The sequence below is a fragment of the Novosphingobium sp. KA1 genome (genome assembly GCF_017309955.1).
Classification (GTDB): Bacteria; Pseudomonadota; Alphaproteobacteria; order Sphingomonadales; family Sphingomonadaceae; genus Novosphingobium.
In genome coordinates, this window is the sequence record NZ_CP021247.1 from 2412379 (window position 1) to 2433984 (window position 21606).

Consider the following 21606-nt stretch of genomic DNA (forward strand, 5'->3'; position numbering starts at 1 on the left):
GTCTGCGTCGCGCGCGCAGATTCGGTGTGCGCCCCTTGCGGCGCAGCCAATAAGTCTCCCGACGCCGCCATGGGCGCGCAAGGCTGTCGGTCCGCGTGACCTAGACGGTATTGGGGGTGCAGGGGGTATTAACCCCCTGCTTTATCTCTTGTTCTTCAAAACCCTAAACCATCGTCTCCGGCCGCACCACGCGGTCGAACGTCGCCTCGTCCACCAGCCCCAGATCGAGCGCGGCTTCCTTCAAAGTCAGCCCGTCCGTGTGCGCGTGCTTGGCGATTTTTGCGGCGTTGTCGTAGCCGATCTCGGGTGCAAGGGCCGTCACCAGCATCAGCGAGCGTTCCAGCAATTCGGTGATCCGGCGGCGGTTGGGTTCGATGCCTGCCACGCAGCGGTCGGCAAAGCTGGTCATGCCGGTGGCGAGCAGGGCGATCGAGCGGATCACCGCGGCGCCGATCATCGGCTTGAACACGTTGAGTTCGAAGGCGCCCTGCATGCCGCCGACGGTCACCGCCTGATGGTTGCCGATCACTTGTGCGGCTACCATCGTCAGCATCTCGCACTGGGTGGGGTTGACCTTGCCGGGCATGATCGAGCTGCCCGGTTCGTTGGCGGGCAGGTCCAGTTCGCCAAGCCCGGAGCGCGGGCCGGAGCCGAGCAGGCGGATGTCGTTGGCGATCTTGGTGAGGGCGACGGCGAGGGTGGAGAGGGTGCCGGAAAGCTGCACCAGCGCGTCGTTGCTGGCGAGCGCCTCGAAGGTGTTGGGCGCGGGCACGAAGGCGAGGCCGGTCTGGACGGCGAGGTCCGCCGCGACGTCCGCCGCGAAGCCTTCGGGGGCGTTGAGGCCGGTGCCGACGGCGGTGCCGCCCTGCGCCAGCCGCAGGACGCCCTGTTCGGCATGGAGCAGCCGCTCGCGGGCATCGCGAAGCTGCTGGACGTAGCCGGAAAATTCCTGCCCCAGCGTCAGCGGGGTGGCGTCCTGCAGGTGGGTGCGGCCGATCTTGACGATCTGGCTCCAGGCCTCGGATTTGGCTTCGAGCGCGCGGGCAAGGTGGTCGAGCGCGGGGAGCAGGGCCTTGTGCAGTTCCACGGCGGCGGCGACGTGGAGCGCGGTCGGGAAGCTGTCGTTGGAGGACTGGCCGCGATTGACGTGGTCGTTGGGGTGGACCGGGCTCTTGCCGCCGCGCTGGCCGGAGAGCAGTTCGTTGGCGCGTCCGGCGATCACCTCGTTGACGTTCATGTTGCTCTGGGTGCCGGAGCCGGTCTGCCAGATCACCAGCGGGAACTGGTCGTCGAGCGTGCCCGAGACCACTTCGGCGGCGGCGGCCTCGATCGCGCGGGCAAGGCTTTCGTCGAGCCCGTGCCGTGCGTTGACCCGCGCGGCGGCCAGCTTCACGCGGGCAAGGGCATGGACGATGGCCACGGGCATGCGCTCGGTGGGGCCGAAGGGGAAGTTGTGCAGGCTGCGCTCGGTCTGGGCGCCCCAGTAGGCGGCGGCGGGGACGTCGATCTCGCCGATCGAGTCGGTTTCGCGGCGGAATTCCATGGCACGGGCTCCTCTGTCACCGCGCCCGCGCTGGCTTGCGGGAAAGGGCGCGAGGCTAACCTAAGTATCGGATCAGGCGGGTGCAATGTCCCTATTGGCAAGATGGGTTGCGGGGGGGCGCTCCGGGGCGCTCACGCGGTCAGGAGCAGCAGCGCGCGCAGGGCGGGGTCGAGCAGCAGGTGGACCAGTCCGTGCCCGGCGAGGGCCGAAAGGAAGCCGTGGCGCCAGTAGAGCAGGCCCCAGACGCAGCCGACCAGCCAGAAGCGCAAGGCGCCGTAGAGCGGGTAATGGGACACCGCCGTCCAGGCATTGAGCAGTTGCACCGCCGCGATGATCAGCAGCAGCGCCCAGGGCGGCAGCGGCCTGCGGGTGAACGGCGCGCTGGCGGCGGCGGCGAGCACGGCCAGCGCGGTGGTCAGGAGCAGGCGGTACTGCACTTCCTCCAGCATCGATCCGGCGGCGGAAAACAGCATGCGCGGCAGCAGCGGCGCGGTGAACAGCGCGGCATAACCCTCGGGCAGCGCGCGGCGGAACAGCACGCCGTCGAGCAGGAGCACGAAGGCGCTTACCCCCAGCACCGCGCCGAGCGTTGCCGCGAGCGCGGCCTTGCGCTCGCGCGCAAGGAGGTGCAGCCCGGTGCGCGCGAGGATCAGGCGGAGCGCGGATCGCAAGGGAAAGGGGCTCAGGGTTTGGCCCCGCTCCAGATCGCCCAGCCGACCAGCCAGGCCGCCACCACGCAGGCGAAGAACCGCCAGGCGGGCGCGCGGACGAGGCCCCGGGTTCCGGCGGGAAGGTCGCGCTTGCCGGTCACCATCGGGGCGATCAGGTTGTCGCGCTTGACGAAGCGGTAGAACAGCACCGCGCCGACATGGAGCACGATAAGCGCGAGAATGAGGTTGAAGCCCAGCTCATGCAGCTGTGTCGCGCGGTCGGCGGTGGTGAACGAGACGAGATGGTTGAGCGGGCCGGTCACCCCGTCATCCTCGTCGCCCGCAAGGAGGCCGAAGGTGACCTGCAGGCCCAGCAGGCCGAGCAGGGCGATCACGCTCCACCCGCCGGCGGCATTGTGGCCGGCCGTGGGGGCCGCGCCGGTCCGGCCGCGCAAATGGTCCAGCACCGCGCGCGGGCCGCGCACGAAGGCGGCGAAGCGCGCGGTCGATCCGCCCACGAAGCCCCAGAGCACGCGGATTACCAGCAGCTGCAGCATGACCGTGCCGATCTGCATGTGCCACGTCATGTGGCCGTTCTCGGCGGTCCACCACAGGGCCGGGATCAGCACCACGAAAGCCCAGTGGATGAAGCGGACGGGAAGATCCCAGAGCGGGGTGGAGACCCCGCCCGGGTTGCTCACTTGTCCTTCTTTCGGAACTGCTCGTGGCAGCCCTTGCAGGCACCGCCGATGTCGCCCATCGCCTTGGTGGTGGCGACCAGGTCCTTGGCGTCGGCGGCGGTCTTCAGGGCGTCGGCGGCGCTGGCGAGCTTGTCGGCGGCGGCCTTGAATTCGCCGGGCTTCTGCCAGACGGCGGGCAGGGCCTCGGTCTTGGGGGCCGCGTCGGGGCCGGTGCCTTCGGGGAACAGGCCGAGGATCTTGCCGGCGTCGTCCTTCATCGAGGCGGCGGCGGCCGAGGCGGTGGCGAAGTCCGGCGGGGTGCTTTCGAGCGCGGCCTTGGCGACCTTGTTCGACTTGCCGATGTCCTTGAAGTTCGCCTTGCGCTGCTTGACGATGGCCGAGGCGTCCACGGCGGCATCGGAGGCCCCGGCGGACCCGTCGGGCGCGGTCTGCGGGCCCTTGCAGGCGGAAACGGCAAGGAGCGCGCCGATCGCGGCGGCAAGCACGAGTTTCGAGGGGGCGAGTTCAGAGGCCGTAAGGGTACGGGGCCCAGGGATTCGGGTCATGGCGCGGCAACTCCTGTCAGGCGGGACACTTATGCATCCCTTGAAGCCTTGATAACGTGGATTGTTGCGCTGCGAAGAGGGGATTTGGGAATCCCCGGCGAAATTCGGGTTCGTTTGGAAATTCGCGAAAGAGCGAATTTCGCGGCACCGGCCCACTCCCCACCCGACCACCCACTAGGGTACAATCGTTGGGCGGTCGGGTGGGGGAGTGGGCCGGTGCCGCCTCAAAAATGCCCTTTCGGGCATTTTTCAAACGGGCTTTACCCCGCGAAGACAGTCCCATCCATCAGCTTGCGTGCGGTGCGAAGGAGGGCGGCGCTGGTGACGGCGCCGCCCTCGTCCACTTCGAGGACACAGGACATCTCGCCGGTCGGATGTTCGACCGACAGCGTCTTGCGGCGACCCTCGGGGCATATGGCGAGTTCGGCGGCGGGCGAGCCTTCGATCAGGCAGGCCGTCGCCACCGAGACCGCACCCAGCACGCCGATGGTGGCGTGGGCGCGGTGGGGAATGAAACTGCGCACGGTCACCGCGCCGCCATGCCGGGGCGGGGCGACCAGCATCATCTTGGGGACCGACTTGTCCTTGACGTCGCCGAGGTTCATCCGCTCGCCCACGGCAAGGCGGATGGCCTCGATCCTGGCCTTCAGCTCGGTATTGGCATCGAGGCTCTCGCGGTCCTCGTAGCCGGTGATGCCCAGGTCCTCGGCCTTCATCACGACGCAGGGCATGCCGTTGTCGATGAGCGTCACGCGCACGCCGTTCACTTCGTCCGCCGCATTGCCGGTGGGCAGCAGCGCGCCGCACGACGAGCCGGCGGTGTCGCGGAATTCCAGCGGCACCGGCGCATGGCTGCCGGGCACGCCGTCGATCTTGGCATCGCCCTTGTAGGTCACCCTATGACCGTCCGGGCCGCCCGGCGTCTGCACCGTGGCGACGGCGACCTGCCCGGTATTCTCCATGAAGATGGCGACATCGGTTTCCTCGCCCCTGGCTTCGATCAGCCCGCGCTCGATGGCAAAGGGGCCGACGCCGGCGAGGATATTGCCGCAGTTCTGCTGGTCGCTGACGAGCGCCTGGTCAACAAAGACCTGCAGGAACAGGTAATCGACGTCGATGCCTTCGCGCGAGGATTTGGAAACGACCGCGACCTTGCTGGTCAGCGGATCGGCGCCGCCCATGCCGTCGATCTGGCGCGGATCGGGCGAGCCCATCACGGCAAGCAGGAAGGCATCGCGCTGCGCGGGATCGGCGGGGAGGTCGGACTTGAGGAAGTAGCCGCCCTTCGAAGTGCCGCCGCGCATCCACATGCAGGGGAGGCCCTCGGTTTCGCGTGCTTCACTCATGGCGCTCTCCCGGCAATATCGAATCGACGTGAGCGTACTTGCCTTTCCGGGGCCGGGCGAGGGAAGGCGGATGCGGCAATTCGCGATTGGTTCTGGCTAAACATGGCGCGCGGGCAGGGGCTGGCGGGAAGGCCGAAGCGGACCTTGGATCCCTGCTTGGGCTGGGCCTGTCGACGCCTGACCAGCGCATGGTCACGCGCTGCGTGCGGGCTTCGACAGGCTCAGGATGAGCGGGGGTGGGTTAAACGCGGAACGGCAGGGTACGCCCCGTTGCAGACGTTCGTTGAACCCGGATGGCTTGCCGATTGTTCACTCCATTCGTCATTCCCGCGAAGGCGGGAATCCAGTGGCGACCTCGCAATGAGGGACACTCGAAGGCAATCCGCAGTGGCGCGATCTCGCCACCGACTTTGGCTTCGAAGCGCTGCGTTGACTGGATTCCCGCCTTCGCGGGAATGACGAAGTGGTGGTGGGAGATGAATGCCCGCTTCCACCCAAATCAGACCTCTCCGCCCGCTCAGGATGAGCGGAGCGGGCGGGGCGCGGTCGGGCGCCCGGGCTCACCGCAAGACCACAGGCAATAAACCGGCAATACCGTCATGAATCGGTCTTCTCTCTGACACCGAAATGGCGTCGGATTGCCATGTTAGGCCCCTAGCAATCGCCCCGCGACTGTTTGACCTGCAAAAATAGGGGCACATCCATGACACAGGAACTTCCCGCCAGCGGCTATAGCGATGGCGACGTCGATACCAATTCCACTTGCGTCACCTCGCTCGAAGACCTCGCCGCGCAGCGGTACTCGCGCCGACAGGCGCTGTTCCGCGGTGCGGGCGCCACGACCATGGCGTTCATGGGCACCGCCGTGCTGGCGGCCTGCGGCGACGGCGACGATGACAAGAAGCTGGAAATCTCGGCGGGAAGCAATGCGGCGACAAGTTCGGGCCGGGTGGTGACGCTTACCGGCAGCCCGGCCGATGGCGAGGCGGCCTATGCCACCTCGTGGGCGCAGACTTCGGGCACCGCGGTCACGCTGACCGGCACGGGTTCGGTTGTCAGCTTCATCGCGCCCGCCGTCAGCGCGGCGACCGATCTGGTCTTCACGTTCACCGCCAAGACCCCGGTCGGCCAGGCGCGCACCGCCCAGACCACCGTGCGCGTCTCGCCTTCGGCGCTGGGCTTCGCGGCGGTGCCGCACAGCCTCGAGGACGTGGTGAAGGTGCCCTCGGGCTATTCGGTGACGGTCATGACCCGTCTGGGCGATCCGCTGTCGGCCGGCACGGCGGCTTATGCCAACGACGGCAGCGACAGCGATTTTGCCCACCGCATCGGCGATCACGGCGATGCGCTGCACTTCTTCGGCCTGTCCTCGGCGGGCGGGCGTGACGACAGCAGCTCGGCGCGCGGCCTGATGGTGCAGAACCACGAGAACCTCAACGTCCAGTACCTGCACCCCAATGGCCCGACCAATGTGTCGAGCGGCCCGCGTCCGGCGGCAGAGGCGCTCAAGGAGATCGAGGCGCACGGCGTTTCGGTGTCGGAATACCAGGACGCGGGCAGCCGCAAGTGGTCCTACGTCAAGGGCAGCAGCTTCAACCGCCGCATCACCCCGAACACGCCGATGAGCTTCCACGGCCCCGCCGCCGGTTCCTCGCTGCTGTTCACCGCCTATTCGGCCACCGGCGTCGCCGGGCGCGGCACCATCAACAACTGCGCCAACGGCATCACGCCCTGGGCCTCCAACCTGACCTGCGAGGAGAACTGGGCCGGTTACTTCCGCCGCGATGCGGCGGACGATGCCAGGCGCAGCGTGCGCGAGATGACCGCGATCAGCCGCTACGGTGTCACCAGCCGCACCGGCAACTTCGCCTGGTCCACCGCCAGCGCGACCGATTCGATCTACACCAAGTGGAACGCGACGATCACCGGCGCGGCGGCCACCGACGACTATCGCAACGAGTTCAACCAGTATGGCTGGGTGGTCGAGATCGATCCCTACGACCCGGCCTCGACCCCGCGCAAGCGCACCGCGCTTGGCCGCATGGGGCATGAGGGGGCTTTCGTGCGCGCCGTGGCCGGGCAGCCGCTCGGTGTCTACATGGGCGACGATTCGCGCCGTGAGTACCTCTACAAGTTCGTGTCCTCGGCCGCTTATGCCGCCGCCGATGCCGCCAGCACCAGCCGCCTTGCGATGGGCGACAAGTACCTCGACGCGGGCACGCTCTATGTCGCGAAGTTCAATGCCGACGGGACCGGGCAGTGGCTGCCGCTGGTCTTCGGTTCGGTGCCCAGCCGCCCGGCGACCGGCGCTTATCCCGAATACGTGTTTGCCGATCAGGCCGACATCCTCGTCAACACCCGCCTGGCCGCCGACGCGGTGGGGGCGACGCCGATGGACCGTCCGGAATGGACCGCCGGCAACCCGGTGACCGGCGAGATCTACCTCACGCTCACCAACAACAATGCCGCCGGGCGTCCGCTCACCGGCACCGATGCGGCCAACCCGCGCCACTACAACGACCCCAAGGGCGCCTCGGCCAGCGCGCAGTACGGCAACCCCAACGGTCACATCATCCGCCTGCGCGAAACCGGAGACACCACGGCGGCCACCACGTTCCGCTGGGACATCTACCTGTTCGGCGCCGATGCCGCCGATGCCGGGGCGCAAGTGAACCTCTCGGGCCTGACCGCCGACAACGACTTCTCCAGCCCGGACGGTTGCTACTTCTCGCGCGCCACCAACCCGGCGGGGCAGATCAACCCGGTGCTGTGGATCGAGACCGACGACGGCGCGATGACCGACCGCACCAACTGCATGCTGCTGGCTGCGCTTCCCGGCCATGTCGGCGACGGCGGCGCGAAGACCATCACCAACACCGGCTCGGGCGGCGCCACCGCCACCCAGGCGACCTACCAGGGCGCAGCGGCAACGGCGGCGACGCTGCGGCGCTTCCTCGTCGGCCCGGTCCAGTGCGAGATCACCGGCATCGACATGACCCCGGACGGGCGCACGCTGTTCGTCGGCATCCAGCATCCGGGCGAGGACGGCACCGCCGCCGCGCCGTCGAGCCACTGGCCCGACAGCCAGACCGGCACCGCCGCCGCAACGGTCCGCCCGCGCTCGGCGATCGTGGCGATCACCAAGGATGACGGGGGCATTATCGCGCTCTGATCGGTTGGTCGGAATGAAGGGAAGGGCGTGCCTTGCGGCGCGCCCTTTGCCGTTTGTATCGCCGGGGCGTTGCACGCGGCGCCGTCTGGAAACGGCTCTTGTGATGGCTTAATGAACAGTCCTGTTGATAACAGGAGAGGCCACGTGAAACAGACGGGCACCGACAAGCCGGCCGCGCTGACCGCCAAGGACATGGACGAGGAACGCCTCGCCACTTATCCCACCACTGCGTTCCTCTCGAAGGACTACCTTGCGGCGGAAAAGACGCTGCTATGGCCCAGGGTCTGGCAGATGGTGGAGCGCGAGAGCGACCTGCCGAACCCGGGCGACTGGATGACTTACGACGTCGCCGACGAATCGATCATCATCCTGCGCAAGGACGACGGCTCGCTGAAAGCCTTCCACAACGTCTGCCCGCATCGCGGCCGCCAGCTCGTTTCGGTGCCCGGCATGCTGCCCGGCAAAGTGCACGATGTGCGTGGCAGCAACCGCCGGAGCTTCGTCTGCGGCTTCCACGGCTGGACATTCGACCAGGACGGCCAGAACACCTACATCCTCGACCCGCAGGACTGGCACAACAAGCTGACGCGCGAGATGACCTGCCTGTCGGACCTGCAGGTCGATACCTGGGGCGGCTATATCTACATCTCCATGGACCCCGATGCGGTGCCGCTGAAGGAGTGGATGGGCCGCGCGGGCGAGATCCTCGATCATTTCGACCTGGCCGGGATGGACTACAAGTGGCGCCAGTGGGCGATCTACGACTGCAACTGGAAGACCGCGATCGAGGCCTTCCTCGAACCCTACCACGTCGCCGGCACCCACACGCAGCTGCTTGCCTATGGTGACTACTACGCGCTCTCGAAGCAGTACGGCCTCCATTCGGTGTCGAGCTACGACACCCGCGAGGAGAAGTTCCAGATGAGCGAGAGCGCCGGCACCACCCGCGCCGGCAAGGGAGACGACGCCCGCGTCTCCACGTACGAGCTGATTCGCGAGAACTACGAGACGGTGAACTACTCCGCCTCCACCGAAACGCTGGTCAACGCCGCCAGCCGCCTGGTGGACGAGCTGCCCGAGACCGCGACGCCCGGCGAGATCATTGCCCACTGGCTGAAAAGCGCCAAGGCCGACGATGCCGCGCGCGGGGTGATCTGGCCCGAGGTGCCGCCCGAGATCAAGAAGGAGGGCGGCCTTGCCTGGGGCTTGTTCCCCAACCAGAACATCCTCCACGGCGAGACTTTTGCGCTGTGCTACCGGGTGCGCCCCTATGGCGACGACCCGGACAAGTGCATCTTCGAAAGCTACGCCCTCGAACGCTTCCCCGAAGGCGAGGCGCCGAAGACCGAATGGGTCTACGCCGACCCCATCGGCGAGAACTGGGGCGCGGTGCTGGCGCAGGACTTCGCCAACATGGAATTCGTGCAGAAGGGCATGAAGTCGCGCGGCTTCCGCGGCCCGCTGCCCAATCCGCACCAGGAGCAGAAGGTCATCAACCTCCACCGCAACCTGGCCAATTTCATGGACGGCATGGGCGCGCCGACGCTGCTGGACGTGGACTAGGATAGACGTGAAATAGGGCAGAAGGGGAAGGGCAGGGGCGATCGTCCCTGCCTCCCGTTACCGCCCGCCTGGTGTGGGCGCGATCCGCTGCGCGCCCGTGCCGGGGATCAGCCGTCCCGCCGCCGGCGCGCCTCGACCTGTTCGCGCAGGCGTTCCACTTTGGCCCTGAGCGAGGCGCGGACTTCTTCGAGCGGGGGAACCTCGGCCTCGATCTCCGCCCGGATGCGCTCGTAGGCGGGCGAGCCGGGCCGCAGGTCGGCATCCGCGCCGTAGCGGTGGGCGCGGCGCTGGCGCAGCAGGAACAGCATCAGGGCGGTATCGTGCCGGGTATAGGTGGCCACCACCGAGCCCCGGCTCACCACCGGGCGCTCCTCGCCCCGGATCGCGCGTTCCAGCGCGCAGTCCTCCAGCCGCGCCATGCCCCGGTCGATCGCCATTTCCCAGGCGGCGGCAAACCCCTCCGCGCCGGGCAGCGCGCGCAGCTTGTAGAGCGCTTCCAGCGAGGCACCGATCGAGCGCGCCGCCTGGGTGACGATGCCGCTGGCCGCCAGCGCGGCGATGAAGGCGCGCTGGCGCTCGGGGGTGATCGCGTTGCGGCGCGGCTGCTTGTGGAGATAGGGGGCAAAGCCCAGCAGGGGATCGTCCGGCGCGGGCTCGTCCTCGAAAAAGGCGGTGCGGGCAGTGCGCCGTCCCGGCCGCCGGGACGCGCAGCCCGCCCCCTTACCGGCCCCCATACTGGCAGGCACGCTGGTATCGACATCCGAAGCCTTGGTGGAGGACATGCGGCAACCTCGCTCTGGTGGTGAACCCGAATTCCCCTTGGCGGGACGGTATATCGCGCGCTGCCCCCTGTAGGAAAACGGTTTGACCAGCCGCCGCGGGCCGCACGGCCCGGCACCGGGGGCGCAAAAAGAAAGGGGCCGGACGGATCCGACCCCTTTCCGTGACTTCCTCGGTGGGAGGAACACTACATGCCGGAACCGGGACCGTAGGTGATTTCCACGCGGCGGTTCTGCAGTTCGCGCACGCCGTCGGCGGTCGGAACGCGGTTCTGGCTTTCGCCGAAGGCCTGGCTGGAGATCGCGCCGTCGGGCACCCCGTGGCTGGTCAGGTAGGCCCGGACCGAGTCGTTGCGGCGCCCCGAGAGGCCTTCGTTGTAGCTGGCCGAACCCGAACGGTCGGTGTGGCCCGCCAGCATGATCGGCACATTGGCGCAGTTGCCGTATGCGGTGATCGCGCTGTCGAGGATGCTCGACGCCTCGGGCGTGATGTCCGACTTGTCCCAGTCGAAGAACACGATGTACGGCCCCTTGTTGCAGACCACCTCGGGCGGCGGGGGCGGCGGGGGCGGCGGCGGCGGAGGCGGCGGGGGAGGCGGCGGCGGCGGGACCGGCTCGGACTTGGCGCCGAGGTTGAAGGTCAGCGTCGCCAGCACCGAATGCGAGGCCCACTCACCCTTGTAGCCGAAGTCGTCGGTGTAGATCCGGTAGCTCGGCATGTTGAAGTAGCGGTACTTCACGCCGATATCCACGGTCTGGCCGATCGGCACGCGGAAGCCCGCCAGCGCCTGCCAGGCGAAGTCCCAGTCGTCGCCGTTGACCAGCACGGCCGAGCCGGAAATATCCTCGACGCTGATCTTCTGGTCGATCTTGGCGATACCGGCGCCGCCGCCGGCATAGAACTGGAGGCCGTCGTCCTTGCCGAAGTCGATCAGCGCGTTGCCCATGAAGCTGAGCGCGGAACTGTGGCCGTGCAGCGAATCCCCGTCGAACACGCCGACTTCGGAATCGCTGATCCGGAAGTCCTTGTTGCCGACGCTGCGGTAGCTGGCTTCGGTCTCGATGCGGAATCCGCCGAAGTCGTAGCCGACGATACCGCCGAAATCATATCCGGTATCGGGCTTCAGCCGGAAACGCAGCGGATCGGTGGTATCGACTTCGCGCAACTTGAATGTGTCGGCAAAGACGACGCCCCCGTCCAGCTCGATGTAGAAGCTGTCATCCCGTGCCCAGGCAGAGGTTGCCAGGAAAGAGGACGACATGGCGAGCAAAAGCGTGATTTTCTTCACATCGCATCCCTGTCTATTCGTCGGTTGCATATAAATCCCATGCAAAAAACCGATAATCAACAATAAGATTCTCAAAATCAGAACAGTCATGACTGCCTGTTTAGATAACCCTTGCTTCAAGTGATTTATGTTCGGGGGGCGGCGCCGGGAAATCCCGCGGGCGGTCCGGGTGGTTTCCCTGAGGCGGAAGGGCAAGGTCATGAAGTGGCGCGATAATTTGTGCCGGGAGGGGCGGATTTTGCGGTTCGGTGGGGGATTGCTACTTTTGTATGGTCCGTTGGGCTGCCGCGCGGGCGTCGCGGGCGGGAATCGGGGTGTTCGGCGGGCTTGTTGTTGCTGAAGTGCAACAGGGCGCGGCGGTGGCTGACCGGGTGGTGTCTGGCCGGGAGGCGCCTGACCGGGGGTGGCGGGCTGGCGGCGCCGGGAAAATGCCCCTGCGGGCGCTGCCGGGGCGGGCCCTGAAATCCTTGACCGCCGTGCCCAAATCTCCTAAGGGCGCCCATCTCCTGTGGGCATGTCCCCGGGGAACGACATAGAGCTGAACGTTGTCACGTCTGCTTTTCCGGGGTTTTCCTGCCGTTTGCTGGCAGTCGGCCCCTGCGGGAGCTGCATGCCCGAATCGGGGTGGGGTCTTGCGGAAGCGGTGGCAAAGTAATCCGGCGCCTGATCGGCCGGGTGGAGTGTTTTTCGGCTCATGTGCAGCGGTTCCCGCCAAAAGGCGGGCGTAAATCGGCAGCAGTCCCGGCGCTTGCGGGGATGGCGATGCGGTTTTCGAAGTGTCCGCCGTACATGATCTCACTCTTCCCTTTCGAATGGCGTCGGCCCGGAGACCCCGGGGTGCGACGGGTCCGTGCCGATCCGGTCTGTCCGGGCATTTCGGTCCGGATCCATCGCACTCCAAAATTCGAAAGAAGAGTATAGATGCCCACTATCAACCAGCTGGTCCGCAAGGGCCGCGAGCCGCAGAAGGCCAAGTCGAAGGTTCCTGCCATGGAGCAGAACCCTCAGAAGCGCGGCGTCTGCACCCGCGTCTACACCACGACCCCGAAGAAGCCGAACTCGGCTCTCCGCAAGGTCGCCAAGGTCCGTCTGACCAACAGCCGCGAAGTCATCTCGTACATCCCCGGTGAAGGCCACAACCTTCAGGAGCACTCGGTCGTGCTCATCCGCGGCGGCCGCGTTCGCGACCTTCCCGGCGTGCGCTACCACATCCTGCGCGGCGTGCTCGACACGCAGGGCGTCAAGGATCGCAAGCAGTCGCGCTCGAAGTACGGCGCCAAGCGTCCGAAGTAAGCCGGTGCGCGGGGCCTCGCGCCTCGCACGGTACACGATTTACCGGCCGGTGATGCTCACGCTCCCGCCCGAAAGAACAAGGAATACCAACGATGTCACGTCGTCGTCGTCCCGAGAAGCGGGAAATCCTGCCTGATCCGAAGTTCGGTGATCAGACCCTGTCGAAGTTCATGAACAACCTCATGCTCGACGGCAAGAAGTCGGTCGCTGAATCGATCGTCTACGGTGCTCTCGACACCATGGAAACGCGCGCCAAGGCCGATCCGGTCCAGCTGTTCCACGATGCCCTGAACAACGTGAAGCCGCAGATCGAAGTCCGCAGCCGCCGCGTCGGTGGTGCGACCTACCAGGTCCCGGTCGAAGTGCGCCCCGAGCGCGCCCAGGCCCTGGCCATCCGCTGGCTGATCACCGCGGCCCGCAACCGCCCCGAAACCACCATGGCTGCGCGTCTCTCGGGCGAACTGCTCGACGCCGCCAACAACCGCGGCAACGCCGTGAAGAAGCGCGAAGACACGCACCGCATGGCGGACGCGAACCGCGCCTTCTCGCACTACCGCTGGTAATGTGAGCGTGTGGCCCCGGATTCGATTGCCCTTGGGCGGTCATCCGGGCGTCACACTTTTATTTCAGGGGGCGAGGTCTTATCTGAAGGCCGCCTCGCTCCCGAAACACTCCTGCTAAGGACACTCACCATGGCACGCAGCCATCCGCTCAATATGTACCGTAACATCGGTATTATGGCGCATATCGACGCCGGTAAGACCACCACGACCGAGCGTATCCTCTACTACACCGGCAAGTCCTACAAGATCGGCGAAGTCCACGACGGCGCTGCTACCATGGACTGGATGGAGCAGGAGCAGGAACGCGGCATCACCATCACCTCGGCTGCGACCACCTGCTTCTGGACGTCCGAGGGCCAGGAATACCGCATCAACATCATCGACACCCCCGGGCACGTCGACTTCACCATCGAAGTCGAACGTTCGCTGCGCGTGCTCGACGGTGCGGTCGCCTGCTTCGACGGCGTCGCCGGCGTTGAGCCGCAGTCGGAAACCGTGTGGCGCCAGGCCGACAAGTACGGCGTTCCGCGCATGTGCTTCATCAACAAGCTCGACCGCACCGGCGCGAACTTCAAGTACTGCGTGCAGTCGATCATCGACCGCCTCGGTGCGACGCCGGCCGTGCTCTACATTCCGATCGGTCTCGAATCGGATCTGAAGGGCCTGGTCGATCTGGTTCACAACCGTGCGATCGTCTGGAAGGACGAATCGCTCGGCGCCGAATTCTTCTACGAAGAAATCCCGGCTGACCTGGCTGACGAAGCTGCCGAGTACCGCACCAAGCTGATCGAACTCGCCGTCGAACAGGACGACGAGGCGATGGAAGCCTATCTCGAAGGCAACGAGCCCGACGTTGCAACGCTCAAGAAGCTGATCCGCAAGGGTACGCTGGGCCATGCGTTCGTACCGGTCGTCTGCGGTTCGGCGTTCAAGAACAAGGGCGTTCAGCCCCTGCTCGACGCCGTCGTCGACTACCTTCCTTCGCCGCTCGACATCGAAGATGTCCAGGGCGTCAAGGTCGACAGCGACGAAGCTGACAGCCGTCCGCCCAAGGACGACGCTCCGTTCTCGGCGCTCGCCTTCAAGGTCATGAACGACCCGTTCGTCGGTTCGCTCACCTTCTGCCGCATCTACTCGGGCACGCTCTCGAAGGGTTCGTACCTGAATTCGGTGAAGGGCAAGAAGGAAAAGGTTGGCCGTATCCTCGAGATGCACGCCAATGACCGTAAGGACATCGACGAGGCCTACGCGGGCGACATCGTTGCGCTGGCCGGCATGAAGGAAACCACCACGGGCGACACGCTCTGCGCGGAAAAGGCGCCGATCGTTCTCGAGCGCATGGAGTTCCCCGAGCCGGTTATCGAACTGTCGGTCGAACCGAAGACCAAGGCCGACCAGGAGAAGATGGGCGTTGCGCTCAACCGTCTCTCGGCTGAGGATCCCTCGTTCCGCGTCACGACCGACCACGAGTCGGGCCAGACGATCATCAAGGGCATGGGCGAACTTCACCTGGACATCATCGTCGACCGTATGCGTCGCGAGTTCAAGGTCGAAGCCAACGTCGGCGCTCCGCAGGTCGCCTACCGCGAATACCTCGCCAAGGCTGTCGACGTGGACTACACCCACAAGAAGCAGTCGGGTGGTACCGGTCAGTTCGGTCGCGTGAAGATCAAGGTCACGCCGGGCGAGCGCGGTGCAGGCATCACCTTCAAGGACGAGATCAAGGGCGGTAACATTCCGAAGGAATATATCCCCGCGATCGAAAAGGGCATGCGCGAAACCGCTGCCTCGGGCTCGCTGGTCGGCTTCCCGATCATCGACTTCGACATCGTCCTCTATGACGGTGCCTACCACGACGTCGACTCGTCGGCTCTTGCCTTCGAAATCGCCGGTCGCGGTGCCATGCGTGAAGTCGCCCAGAAGGCCGGCATCAAGCTGCTCGAACCGATCATGAAGGTCGAAGTCGTCACCCCCGAGGAATACCTCGGCGACGTCATCGGCGACATGAACAGCCGTCGTGGCCAGATCCAGGGTACCGACAGCCGTGGTAACGCACAGGTTGTCGAGTCGATGGTTCCGCTCGCGAACATGTTCGGCTACGTGAACCAGCTCCGCTCGTTCACCCAGGGTCGTGCAAACTACTCGATGATCTTCTCCCACTACGACGAGGTTCCGGCGAACGTCGCGGCCGAGGTCAAGGAGAAGCTTGCCTAATCGGCAAGATCATTCTAGGGGCGGCGCCTGTTTCGGCGGGCGCTGCCTCACATTCCCGCAGATTACAATTCAAGCAAAGAAGGTTTGAAAATGGCGAAGGCAAAATTCGAGCGGAACAAGCCGCACTGCAACATCGGCACCATCGGTCACGTTGACCACGGCAAGACCACGCTGACGGCCGCCATCACCAAGGTGATGTCGGAAACGTTCGGCGGTGAAGCTGTTGACTTCGCGAACATCGACAAGGCTCCGGAAGAGCGCGAGCGTGGCATCACCATCTCGACCGCTCACGTCGAGTACGAGACCGAAGCCCGTCACTACGCGCACGTCGACTGCCCGGGTCACGCTGACTACGTGAAGAACATGATCACCGGTGCTGCCCAGATGGACGGCGCTATCCTGGTCGTGAACGCTGCTGACGGCCCGATGCCGCAGACCCGCGAGCACATCCTGCTTGCTCGCCAGGTCGGCGTGCCGCAGCTCGTCGTGTACATGAACAAGGTCGACCAGGTCGACGATCCGGAACTGCTCGAGCTCGTCGAACTCGAAGTTCGCGAACTGCTCTCGTCGTACGACTTCGACGGCGACAACATCCCCGTCATCAAGGGTTCGGCTCTCGCCGCTCTTGAAGGCCGTGACGACGAAATCGGCAAGAACTCGATCCTCGAGCTCATGAAGGCCGTTGACGACTTCATCCCGCAGCCGCCGCGCCCGACCGACAAGTCGTTCCTGATGCCCGTCGAAGACGTGTTCTCGATCTCGGGCCGTGGTACGGTTGTGACCGGCCGCGTCGAAACCGGCATCATCAAGGTTGGTGAAGAAGTCGAAGTCGTCGGTATCCGCGACACGCAGAAGACCACCGTCACTGGCGTCGAAATGTTCCGCAAGCTGCTCGACCAGGGTGAAGCCGGCGACAACATCGGCGCGCTGGTTCGTGGCCTGAAGCGCGACGACGTTGAGCGTGGCCAGGTTCTCGCCAAGCCGGGCACCGTGACCCCGCACACCGAGTTCTCGGCTGAAGTCTACGTCCTGTCGAAGGACGAAGGCGGCCGTCACACCCCGTTCTTCGCGAACTATCGTCCGCAGTTCTACTTCCGTACCACCGACGTGACCGGCGAAGTGATCCTCCCCGAGGGCACCGAGATGGTCATGCCTGGCGACAACGTATCGCTGTCGGTGAAGCTGATCGCTCCGATCGCCATGGACGAAGGTCTCCGCTTCGCAATCCGCGAAGGCGGCCGCACCGTCGGTTCGGGCGTTGTTGCCACGATCACGAAGTAATTCGTCGATCTGCAGCTACGGCTAAAGTGATTGGCCCGGGCTTCCGAAAGGAGGCCCGGGCTTTTCGCGTTGATGGGGTTCGGAGTCTTTGCGGGCGTCGTTACCGCGCTCGCAGCTCACCCTGTCCGATCTTCCATGCATCCGAGCCCTTGGGGGCTTCGGGTATGGACTTGAGGTCGATGTAGTAGACGGGTTCCGGCACGCGGCCGAACGGTATGGTTATGCAGGGGCCTAGGCAGCCGGGCAGGTGTCCGACATCAGGTGGGTAAGCCGCGCCCGTGCGCGTGCTTTCGTCCAGGGATTTCGATGTTGGGACGCGCTGGCTGGTGCCGTCGCCGCCGTGGGAGCAGACGACGATCGTGCCGTCATTGCCGTCATTACTGGCGCGGGCGGCTGCACGGCAGGCGTCGTCCACGGCGCCTGCCGTGGTATCGGGCATGGCGGCGTGGGTGGTGAGTACGTCGGTGTCTTCGAGGTTGGCGGGAGCATTGGTTTCGCCGGGGGCGTAGGTGGAGCCGTCGGCTGCAACGGCGCCCGGTGACAGGCATCCAAGAGTCAGCGCGACAAACACGCTGGGAATTGTCGTGATGATGGAGGGCATTGAAAGCGGCTTCTGTTTGGCGTCGCTCCATCAACGTAGGATACGGGTAAGTGGCAGGGAAGGGCCGGTGCGACGAATGGCGTCCGTGGCCTCCAAAAAACCTGCGGGACTGCGTGAAATCAGGGGTTGCCCGACTCGCTTTCGCCGTGTAGGGGCGCGGTTCGAATTTGACTGGACTTTGGTCCTTTGGCTCTTTCTCATCGGTAGTAGGTAATGGAAGCTCAGAACATCCGTATCCGCCTCAAGGCGTTTGACCATCGCGTGCTCGACCAGGCCACTGGCGAGATCGCCGACACGGCCCGCCGCACCGGCGCTCTGATTCGTGGGCCCATTCCGCTCCCGACCAAGATCGAGAAGTTCACGGTTAACCGTGGTCCGCACATCGACAAGAAGTCGCGTGAGCAGTTCGAAGTCCGCACCTACAAGCGTCTGCTTGACATCGTGCAGCCGAACGCAGCAACCGTCGACGCTCTGATGAAGCTTGACCTGGCTGCCGGCGTGAACGTCGAGATCAAGCTGGCCTAAGCCGGTTTATGGGGTGGCCTTTGAGGTCGCCCCTGCAGTCTTTTGATCGGACTTAAAACGATCGGTGAAATTCGGATCCTCGGATCCTGATTACCTTGTCGGCCATGTGGCCGGCTTTGCGAACGAAAGTTTGCAGAGACAGCGCCCCAGGCGGAATGCCGCAAGGGGGACACAAGGGATACCTCCGCCGTCTCCTTCGGGAAGTGGCGGGAATGCGTCCCCCGTCTCGTTTCCGCGGCCCGTGTTGGGCTTGCAGGGAACACCTGACCCGGACGGGGTTCGTATCATAACAGGGTTGGACACGCGTACGAGGGATGGTCCTGCGTACGCCTCTGTAAGGAGAAAGGTCATGCGTACAGGCGTGATCGCCAAGAAAGTCGGGATGACCCGCCTGTTCCAGGAGGACGGTCGCCACGTGCCCGTCACTGTCCTGGCACTTGAAGACTGTCAGGTGGTTTCGGTTCGTACTGCTGATCGTGACGGCTACGTCGCGGTTCAGCTCGGTGCGGGCGAAGCAAAGCAGAAGAACGTTGCCAAGCCGCAGCGTGAGCACTTCGCAAAGGCTCAGGTTCCCCTCAAGATGCGCGTTGCGGAATTCCGCGTCGCCGACGACGCCCTCCTCGAAGTTGGCGCCACGATCGCTGCCTCGCACTTCGTGCCCGGCCAGCTGGTCGACGTGGGTGGCCACACTCAGGGTAAGGGCTTCCAGGGCGCCATGAAGCGCTGGGGCTTCGGCGGTATGCGCGCCACCCACGGTGTTTCGATCTCGCACCGTGCGCACGGTTCGACGGGTAACCGTCAGGATCCGGGCAAGGTGTTCAAGAACAAGAAGATGGCCGGCCACATGGGCGACCGTCAGCGCACCCAGCAGAACCTCGAAGTCGTCCGCGTGGACGACGAGCGTGGCCTGATCTTCGTCAAGGGCTCGGTCCCGGGTTCGAAGAACGCCTGGCTCACCGTTTCGGACGCCGTCAAGGTCGACCGTCACGCAGAGGCTCCGTACCCCGCCGGCATCAAATCGGTTGCCAACACCAATGATACGGCCGCTGCCGTGACCCCGGCTGAAGCCGTGGCTCCCGAAGCGACCGAAGGCCAGGAGGGCTAATCATGAAGGTTCAGGTCCTCAACCTCGACGGCACCGCCGGCAAGGGTGACATCGAACTGTCGGACGACGTGTTCGGTCTCGAGCCCCGCGCCGACATCCTGCATCGCGTCGTCACCTGGCAGCTCGAGAACCGTCGCGGCATTGCCCGCGCGACCCGCGAGCGCTCGGACGTTGCCCGCACCGGTAAGAAGTTCGGTAACCAGAAGGGCGGCGGTTCCGCTCGTCACGGCGACCGCGCAGCGCCGGTGTTTATCGGCGGTGGTAAGGCTCACGGTGCCCGTCGCCGCGAGTTCAACATTTCGCTGAACAAGAAGATCCGTGCACTCGGTCTGAAGATGGCCCTTTCGGCCAAGGCTCAGAACGGTCTCGTGATCGTCGATTCGCTCGACGTTTCCGACGCCAAGACCAAGGCGCTCGCCGGTCAGCTCGCCAAGGCGAACTTCGGCAAGAAGGTTCTCGTCATGGACGGTGAGCAGGTCAACGAGGGCTTCGCCCTGGCTGCCCGCAACATCGTCGGCGTGAACGTGCTCCCGGCTGTCGGCGCGAACGTCTACGACATCCTGAAGCACGACACGCTGGTGCTGACGCGCGCCGCTGTCGAAAAGCTGGAGGCGCGTTTCAATGGCTAAGACCGTGGACATCCGTCACTACGACGTGATCCTCTCGCCGCACATCACCGAGAAGTCGACTCTGCTTTCCGAACAGAACGCCGTCGTCTTCAAGGTTGCTGACAAGGCGACCAAGCCCGAGATCAAGGCCGCCGTCGAAGCTCTGTTCGACGTCAAGGTCACCGGCGTGAACACGCTGAACGTCAAGGGTAAGACCAAGCGCTGGCGCGGTAAGGCTTACCGCCGCAGCGACGTGAAGAAGGCGATCGTCACGCTGGCCGAAGGTCAGTCGATTGATATCACCGAAGGCGTGCGGGGTTAATTCCGATGGCACTTAAGAGCTACAACCCGACCAGCCCCGCTCGCCGCGGTCTGGTCCTTGTCGACAAGTCGTCGCTGTGGAAGGGCAAGCCGGTCAAGGCGCTTACCGAAGGTAAGAACAAGACCGGTGGCCGCAACAACAAGGGTCATGTCACTTCGCGTGGCATCGCCGGTGGTCACAAGCAAAAGTACCGCTTCATCGATTTCAAGCGTCGTAAGTGGGACATGGAAGCGACCGTGGAGCGTATCGAATACGATCCCAACCGCACCGCGTTCATCGCGCTCGTGAAGTACACCGACGGTGAACTGGCTTACATCATTGCGCCGCAGCGTCTCGCCGTCGGCGACGTCGTGATCGCCGGTGAAAAGACCGACGTGAAGCCGGGTAACGCCATGCTTCTGTCGCAGATGCCGGTTGGCACGATCTGCCACAACGTCGAGATGAAGCCCGGCAAGGGCGGCCAGATTGCCCGTTCGGCCGGTACGTATGTGCAGGTCGTCGGCCGTGACCGCGGCATGGTCATCGTTCGCCTTAACTCGGGTGAGCAGCGCTACCTGCGTGGCGACTGCATGGGCACCGTTGGCGCCGTGTCGAACCCCGACAACGCCAACCAGACCCTCGCCAAGGCCGGTCGCGGCCGTTGGTTGGGTCGCCGTCCGCTTACCCGCGGTGTTGCCAAGAACCCGGTCGACCACCCGCACGGTGGTGGTGAAGGCCGTACCTCGGGCGGCCGTCACCCGGTCACTCCGTGGGGCAAGCCGACCAAGGGCGCTCGCACTCGCAACAACAAGCAGACGGACAAGATGATCATCCGTTCGCGCCACGCCAAGAAGAAGAGGTAAGACACGATGGCACGTTCCGTCTGGAAAGGCCCCTTCGTCGACCTGTACCTTCTCAAGAAGGCCGAGGTCGCGCAGGATGCCGGCACCCGCGCTGGTCCGATCAAGACCTGGTCGCGTCGCTCCACCATCCTTCCGCAGTTCGTTGGTCTGACCTTCCAGGTCTATAACGGGCACAAGTTCATCCCCGTTGCCGTCAACGAGGACATGGTCGGCCACAAGCTCGGCGAATTCGCGCCCACGCGCACGTTCCCGGGTCACGCTGCCGACAAGAAGGGTAAGCGCAAGTGAGCAAGCAGGCAGCACCCCGCCGCGTAGGCGAAAAGGAAGCTCTGGCTGTCGGCACCACCATCCGTGGTTCGGCCCAGAAGCTCAACCTGGTCGCCGCGCTTATCCGTGGCCGCAAGGTCGAGGACGCGATGAACATCCTGGCCTTCTCCAAGAAGGCGATGGCCCAGGACGCTCGTAAGATCCTCGCTTCGGCGATCGCGAATGCGGAAAACAACCACAACCTCGACGTCGACGCTCTCGTCGTCGCCGAGGCGTCGGTCGGCAAGTCGATCACCATGAAGCGTTTCCACGCTCGTGGTCGCGGCAAGTCCACCCGTATCCTCAAGCCGTTTTCGCGCCTGCGGATCGTCGTTCGCGAAGTCGAGGAGGCCTGATC

General features: G+C 65.1%; 21 protein-coding genes. 13 read left to right on the plus strand and 8 right to left on the minus strand.

Annotated features, from left to right (window positions below; translation table 11 throughout):
• Positions 1-163: 163 nt before the first annotated feature.
• From fumC to CA833_RS11610, 5 genes are all read right to left on the minus strand, one after another.
• Positions 164-1543 (minus strand): class II fumarate hydratase, encoded by a 1380-nt coding sequence (fumC, locus tag CA833_RS11590; RefSeq protein ID WP_207078126.1) that lies wholly within the window; start codon positions 1541-1543, stop codon positions 164-166.
• A 131-nt stretch (positions 1544-1674) separates the two neighbouring features.
• Complete coding sequence (locus tag CA833_RS11595) at positions 1675-2214, minus strand: CPBP family glutamic-type intramembrane protease (protein WP_142635137.1); 540 nt, start codon at positions 2212-2214, stop codon at positions 1675-1677.
• A gap of 11 nt (positions 2215-2225) precedes the next feature.
• On the minus strand, positions 2226-2894 hold the full coding sequence (locus CA833_RS11600) for a cytochrome b/b6 domain-containing protein (protein WP_207078127.1): 669 nt from the start codon (positions 2892-2894) through the stop codon (positions 2226-2228).
• Positions 2891-3439, minus strand: coding sequence for a cytochrome c (locus CA833_RS11605; protein ID WP_207078128.1), 549 nt, complete (start codon positions 3437-3439; stop codon positions 2891-2893). The genes CA833_RS11600 and CA833_RS11605 overlap by 4 nt, the downstream gene beginning before the upstream one ends.
• A 260-nt stretch (positions 3440-3699) precedes the next feature.
• Positions 3700-4785: a 4-oxalomesaconate tautomerase gene (locus CA833_RS11610; RefSeq protein WP_185928598.1), complete on the minus strand. Its 1086-nt coding sequence runs from the start codon at positions 4783-4785 to the stop codon at positions 3700-3702.
• 703 nt (positions 4786-5488) lie between these two features.
• On the opposite strand from CA833_RS11610, the gene CA833_RS11615 reads away from it, so the two are divergent.
• Positions 5489-7957 carry a PhoX family phosphatase gene (locus CA833_RS11615; RefSeq protein ID WP_207078129.1) on the plus strand — a complete coding sequence of 823 codons (2469 nt, stop codon included), beginning with the start codon at positions 5489-5491 and terminating at the stop codon, positions 7955-7957.
• 192 nt (positions 7958-8149) lie between these two features.
• The gene (locus tag CA833_RS11620; protein ID WP_370584579.1) at positions 8150-9520 is read left to right on the plus strand and encodes an SRPBCC family protein; all 1371 of its coding nucleotides are present in this window, start codon (positions 8150-8152) and stop codon (positions 9518-9520) included.
• 107 nt (positions 9521-9627) lie between these two features.
• Here the strand turns inward: CA833_RS11620 and CA833_RS11625 are convergent, their stop codons facing one another.
• Both CA833_RS11625 and CA833_RS11630 read right to left on the minus strand, forming a co-directional pair.
• Complete coding sequence (locus tag CA833_RS11625) at positions 9628-10302, minus strand: hypothetical protein (RefSeq protein ID WP_242526051.1); 675 nt, start codon at positions 10300-10302, stop codon at positions 9628-9630.
• Positions 10303-10487: 185 nt separating this feature from the next.
• Positions 10488-11588 carry an OmpA family protein gene (locus CA833_RS11630; RefSeq protein ID WP_207078131.1) on the minus strand — a complete coding sequence of 367 codons (1101 nt, stop codon included), beginning with the start codon at positions 11586-11588 and terminating at the stop codon, positions 10488-10490.
• A gap of 921 nt (positions 11589-12509) precedes the next feature.
• On the opposite strand from CA833_RS11630, the gene rpsL reads away from it, so the two are divergent.
• The 4 genes from rpsL to tuf all read left to right on the plus strand — a co-directional run bounded on the left by rpsL (position 12510) and on the right by tuf (position 16939).
• Positions 12510-12881, plus strand: a complete 372-nt coding sequence (gene rpsL, locus CA833_RS11635) for a 30S ribosomal protein S12 (RefSeq protein WP_007011879.1) — start codon at positions 12510-12512, stop codon at positions 12879-12881.
• A gap of 92 nt (positions 12882-12973) precedes the next feature.
• Positions 12974-13444 carry a 30S ribosomal protein S7 gene (gene rpsG, locus CA833_RS11640; RefSeq protein WP_142635125.1) on the plus strand — a complete coding sequence of 157 codons (471 nt, stop codon included), beginning with the start codon at positions 12974-12976 and terminating at the stop codon, positions 13442-13444.
• A gap of 129 nt (positions 13445-13573) precedes the next feature.
• Entirely contained in the window at positions 13574-15658 is a 2085-nt protein-coding gene (gene fusA / locus CA833_RS11645) for an elongation factor G (protein WP_142635123.1), read from the plus strand.
• Positions 15659-15748: 90 nt separating this feature from the next.
• Positions 15749-16939 carry an elongation factor Tu gene (gene tuf / locus CA833_RS11650; protein ID WP_142635121.1) on the plus strand — a complete coding sequence of 397 codons (1191 nt, stop codon included), beginning with the start codon at positions 15749-15751 and terminating at the stop codon, positions 16937-16939.
• Between the two features lie 100 nt (positions 16940-17039).
• Here the strand turns inward: tuf and CA833_RS11655 are convergent, their stop codons facing one another.
• Positions 17040-17540: a hypothetical protein gene (locus tag CA833_RS11655; RefSeq protein ID WP_207078132.1), complete on the minus strand. Its 501-nt coding sequence runs from the start codon at positions 17538-17540 to the stop codon at positions 17040-17042.
• 213 nt (positions 17541-17753) lie between these two features.
• Between CA833_RS11655 and rpsJ the strand changes: the two genes are divergently transcribed.
• The 7 genes from rpsJ to rplV all read left to right on the plus strand — a co-directional run bounded on the left by rpsJ (position 17754) and on the right by rplV (position 21604).
• Positions 17754-18065, plus strand: a complete 312-nt coding sequence (rpsJ, locus tag CA833_RS11660) for a 30S ribosomal protein S10 (RefSeq protein ID WP_007011873.1) — start codon at positions 17754-17756, stop codon at positions 18063-18065.
• A 349-nt stretch (positions 18066-18414) separates the two neighbouring features.
• A complete protein-coding gene (rplC, locus tag CA833_RS11665; protein ID WP_207078133.1) occupies positions 18415-19170 on the plus strand; it encodes a 50S ribosomal protein L3 in 756 nt (251 codons plus the stop codon).
• 2 nt (positions 19171-19172) lie between these two features.
• On the plus strand, positions 19173-19799 hold the full coding sequence (gene rplD, locus CA833_RS11670; RefSeq protein WP_142635115.1) for a 50S ribosomal protein L4: 627 nt from the start codon (positions 19173-19175) through the stop codon (positions 19797-19799).
• Positions 19792-20100: a 50S ribosomal protein L23 gene (locus tag CA833_RS11675; RefSeq protein ID WP_142635113.1), complete on the plus strand. Its 309-nt coding sequence runs from the start codon at positions 19792-19794 to the stop codon at positions 20098-20100. Before rplD ends, CA833_RS11675 begins: the two co-directional genes overlap by 8 nt.
• Before the next feature lie 5 nt (positions 20101-20105).
• Positions 20106-20942: a 50S ribosomal protein L2 gene (rplB, locus tag CA833_RS11680; protein ID WP_142635111.1), complete on the plus strand. Its 837-nt coding sequence runs from the start codon at positions 20106-20108 to the stop codon at positions 20940-20942.
• Between the two features lie 6 nt (positions 20943-20948).
• On the plus strand, positions 20949-21230 hold the full coding sequence (gene rpsS / locus CA833_RS11685) for a 30S ribosomal protein S19 (RefSeq protein WP_142635109.1): 282 nt from the start codon (positions 20949-20951) through the stop codon (positions 21228-21230).
• Positions 21227-21604 (plus strand): 50S ribosomal protein L22, encoded by a 378-nt coding sequence (rplV, locus tag CA833_RS11690; protein ID WP_132386855.1) that lies wholly within the window; start codon positions 21227-21229, stop codon positions 21602-21604. Before rpsS ends, rplV begins: the two co-directional genes overlap by 4 nt.
• Positions 21605-21606 lie beyond the last annotated feature (2 nt).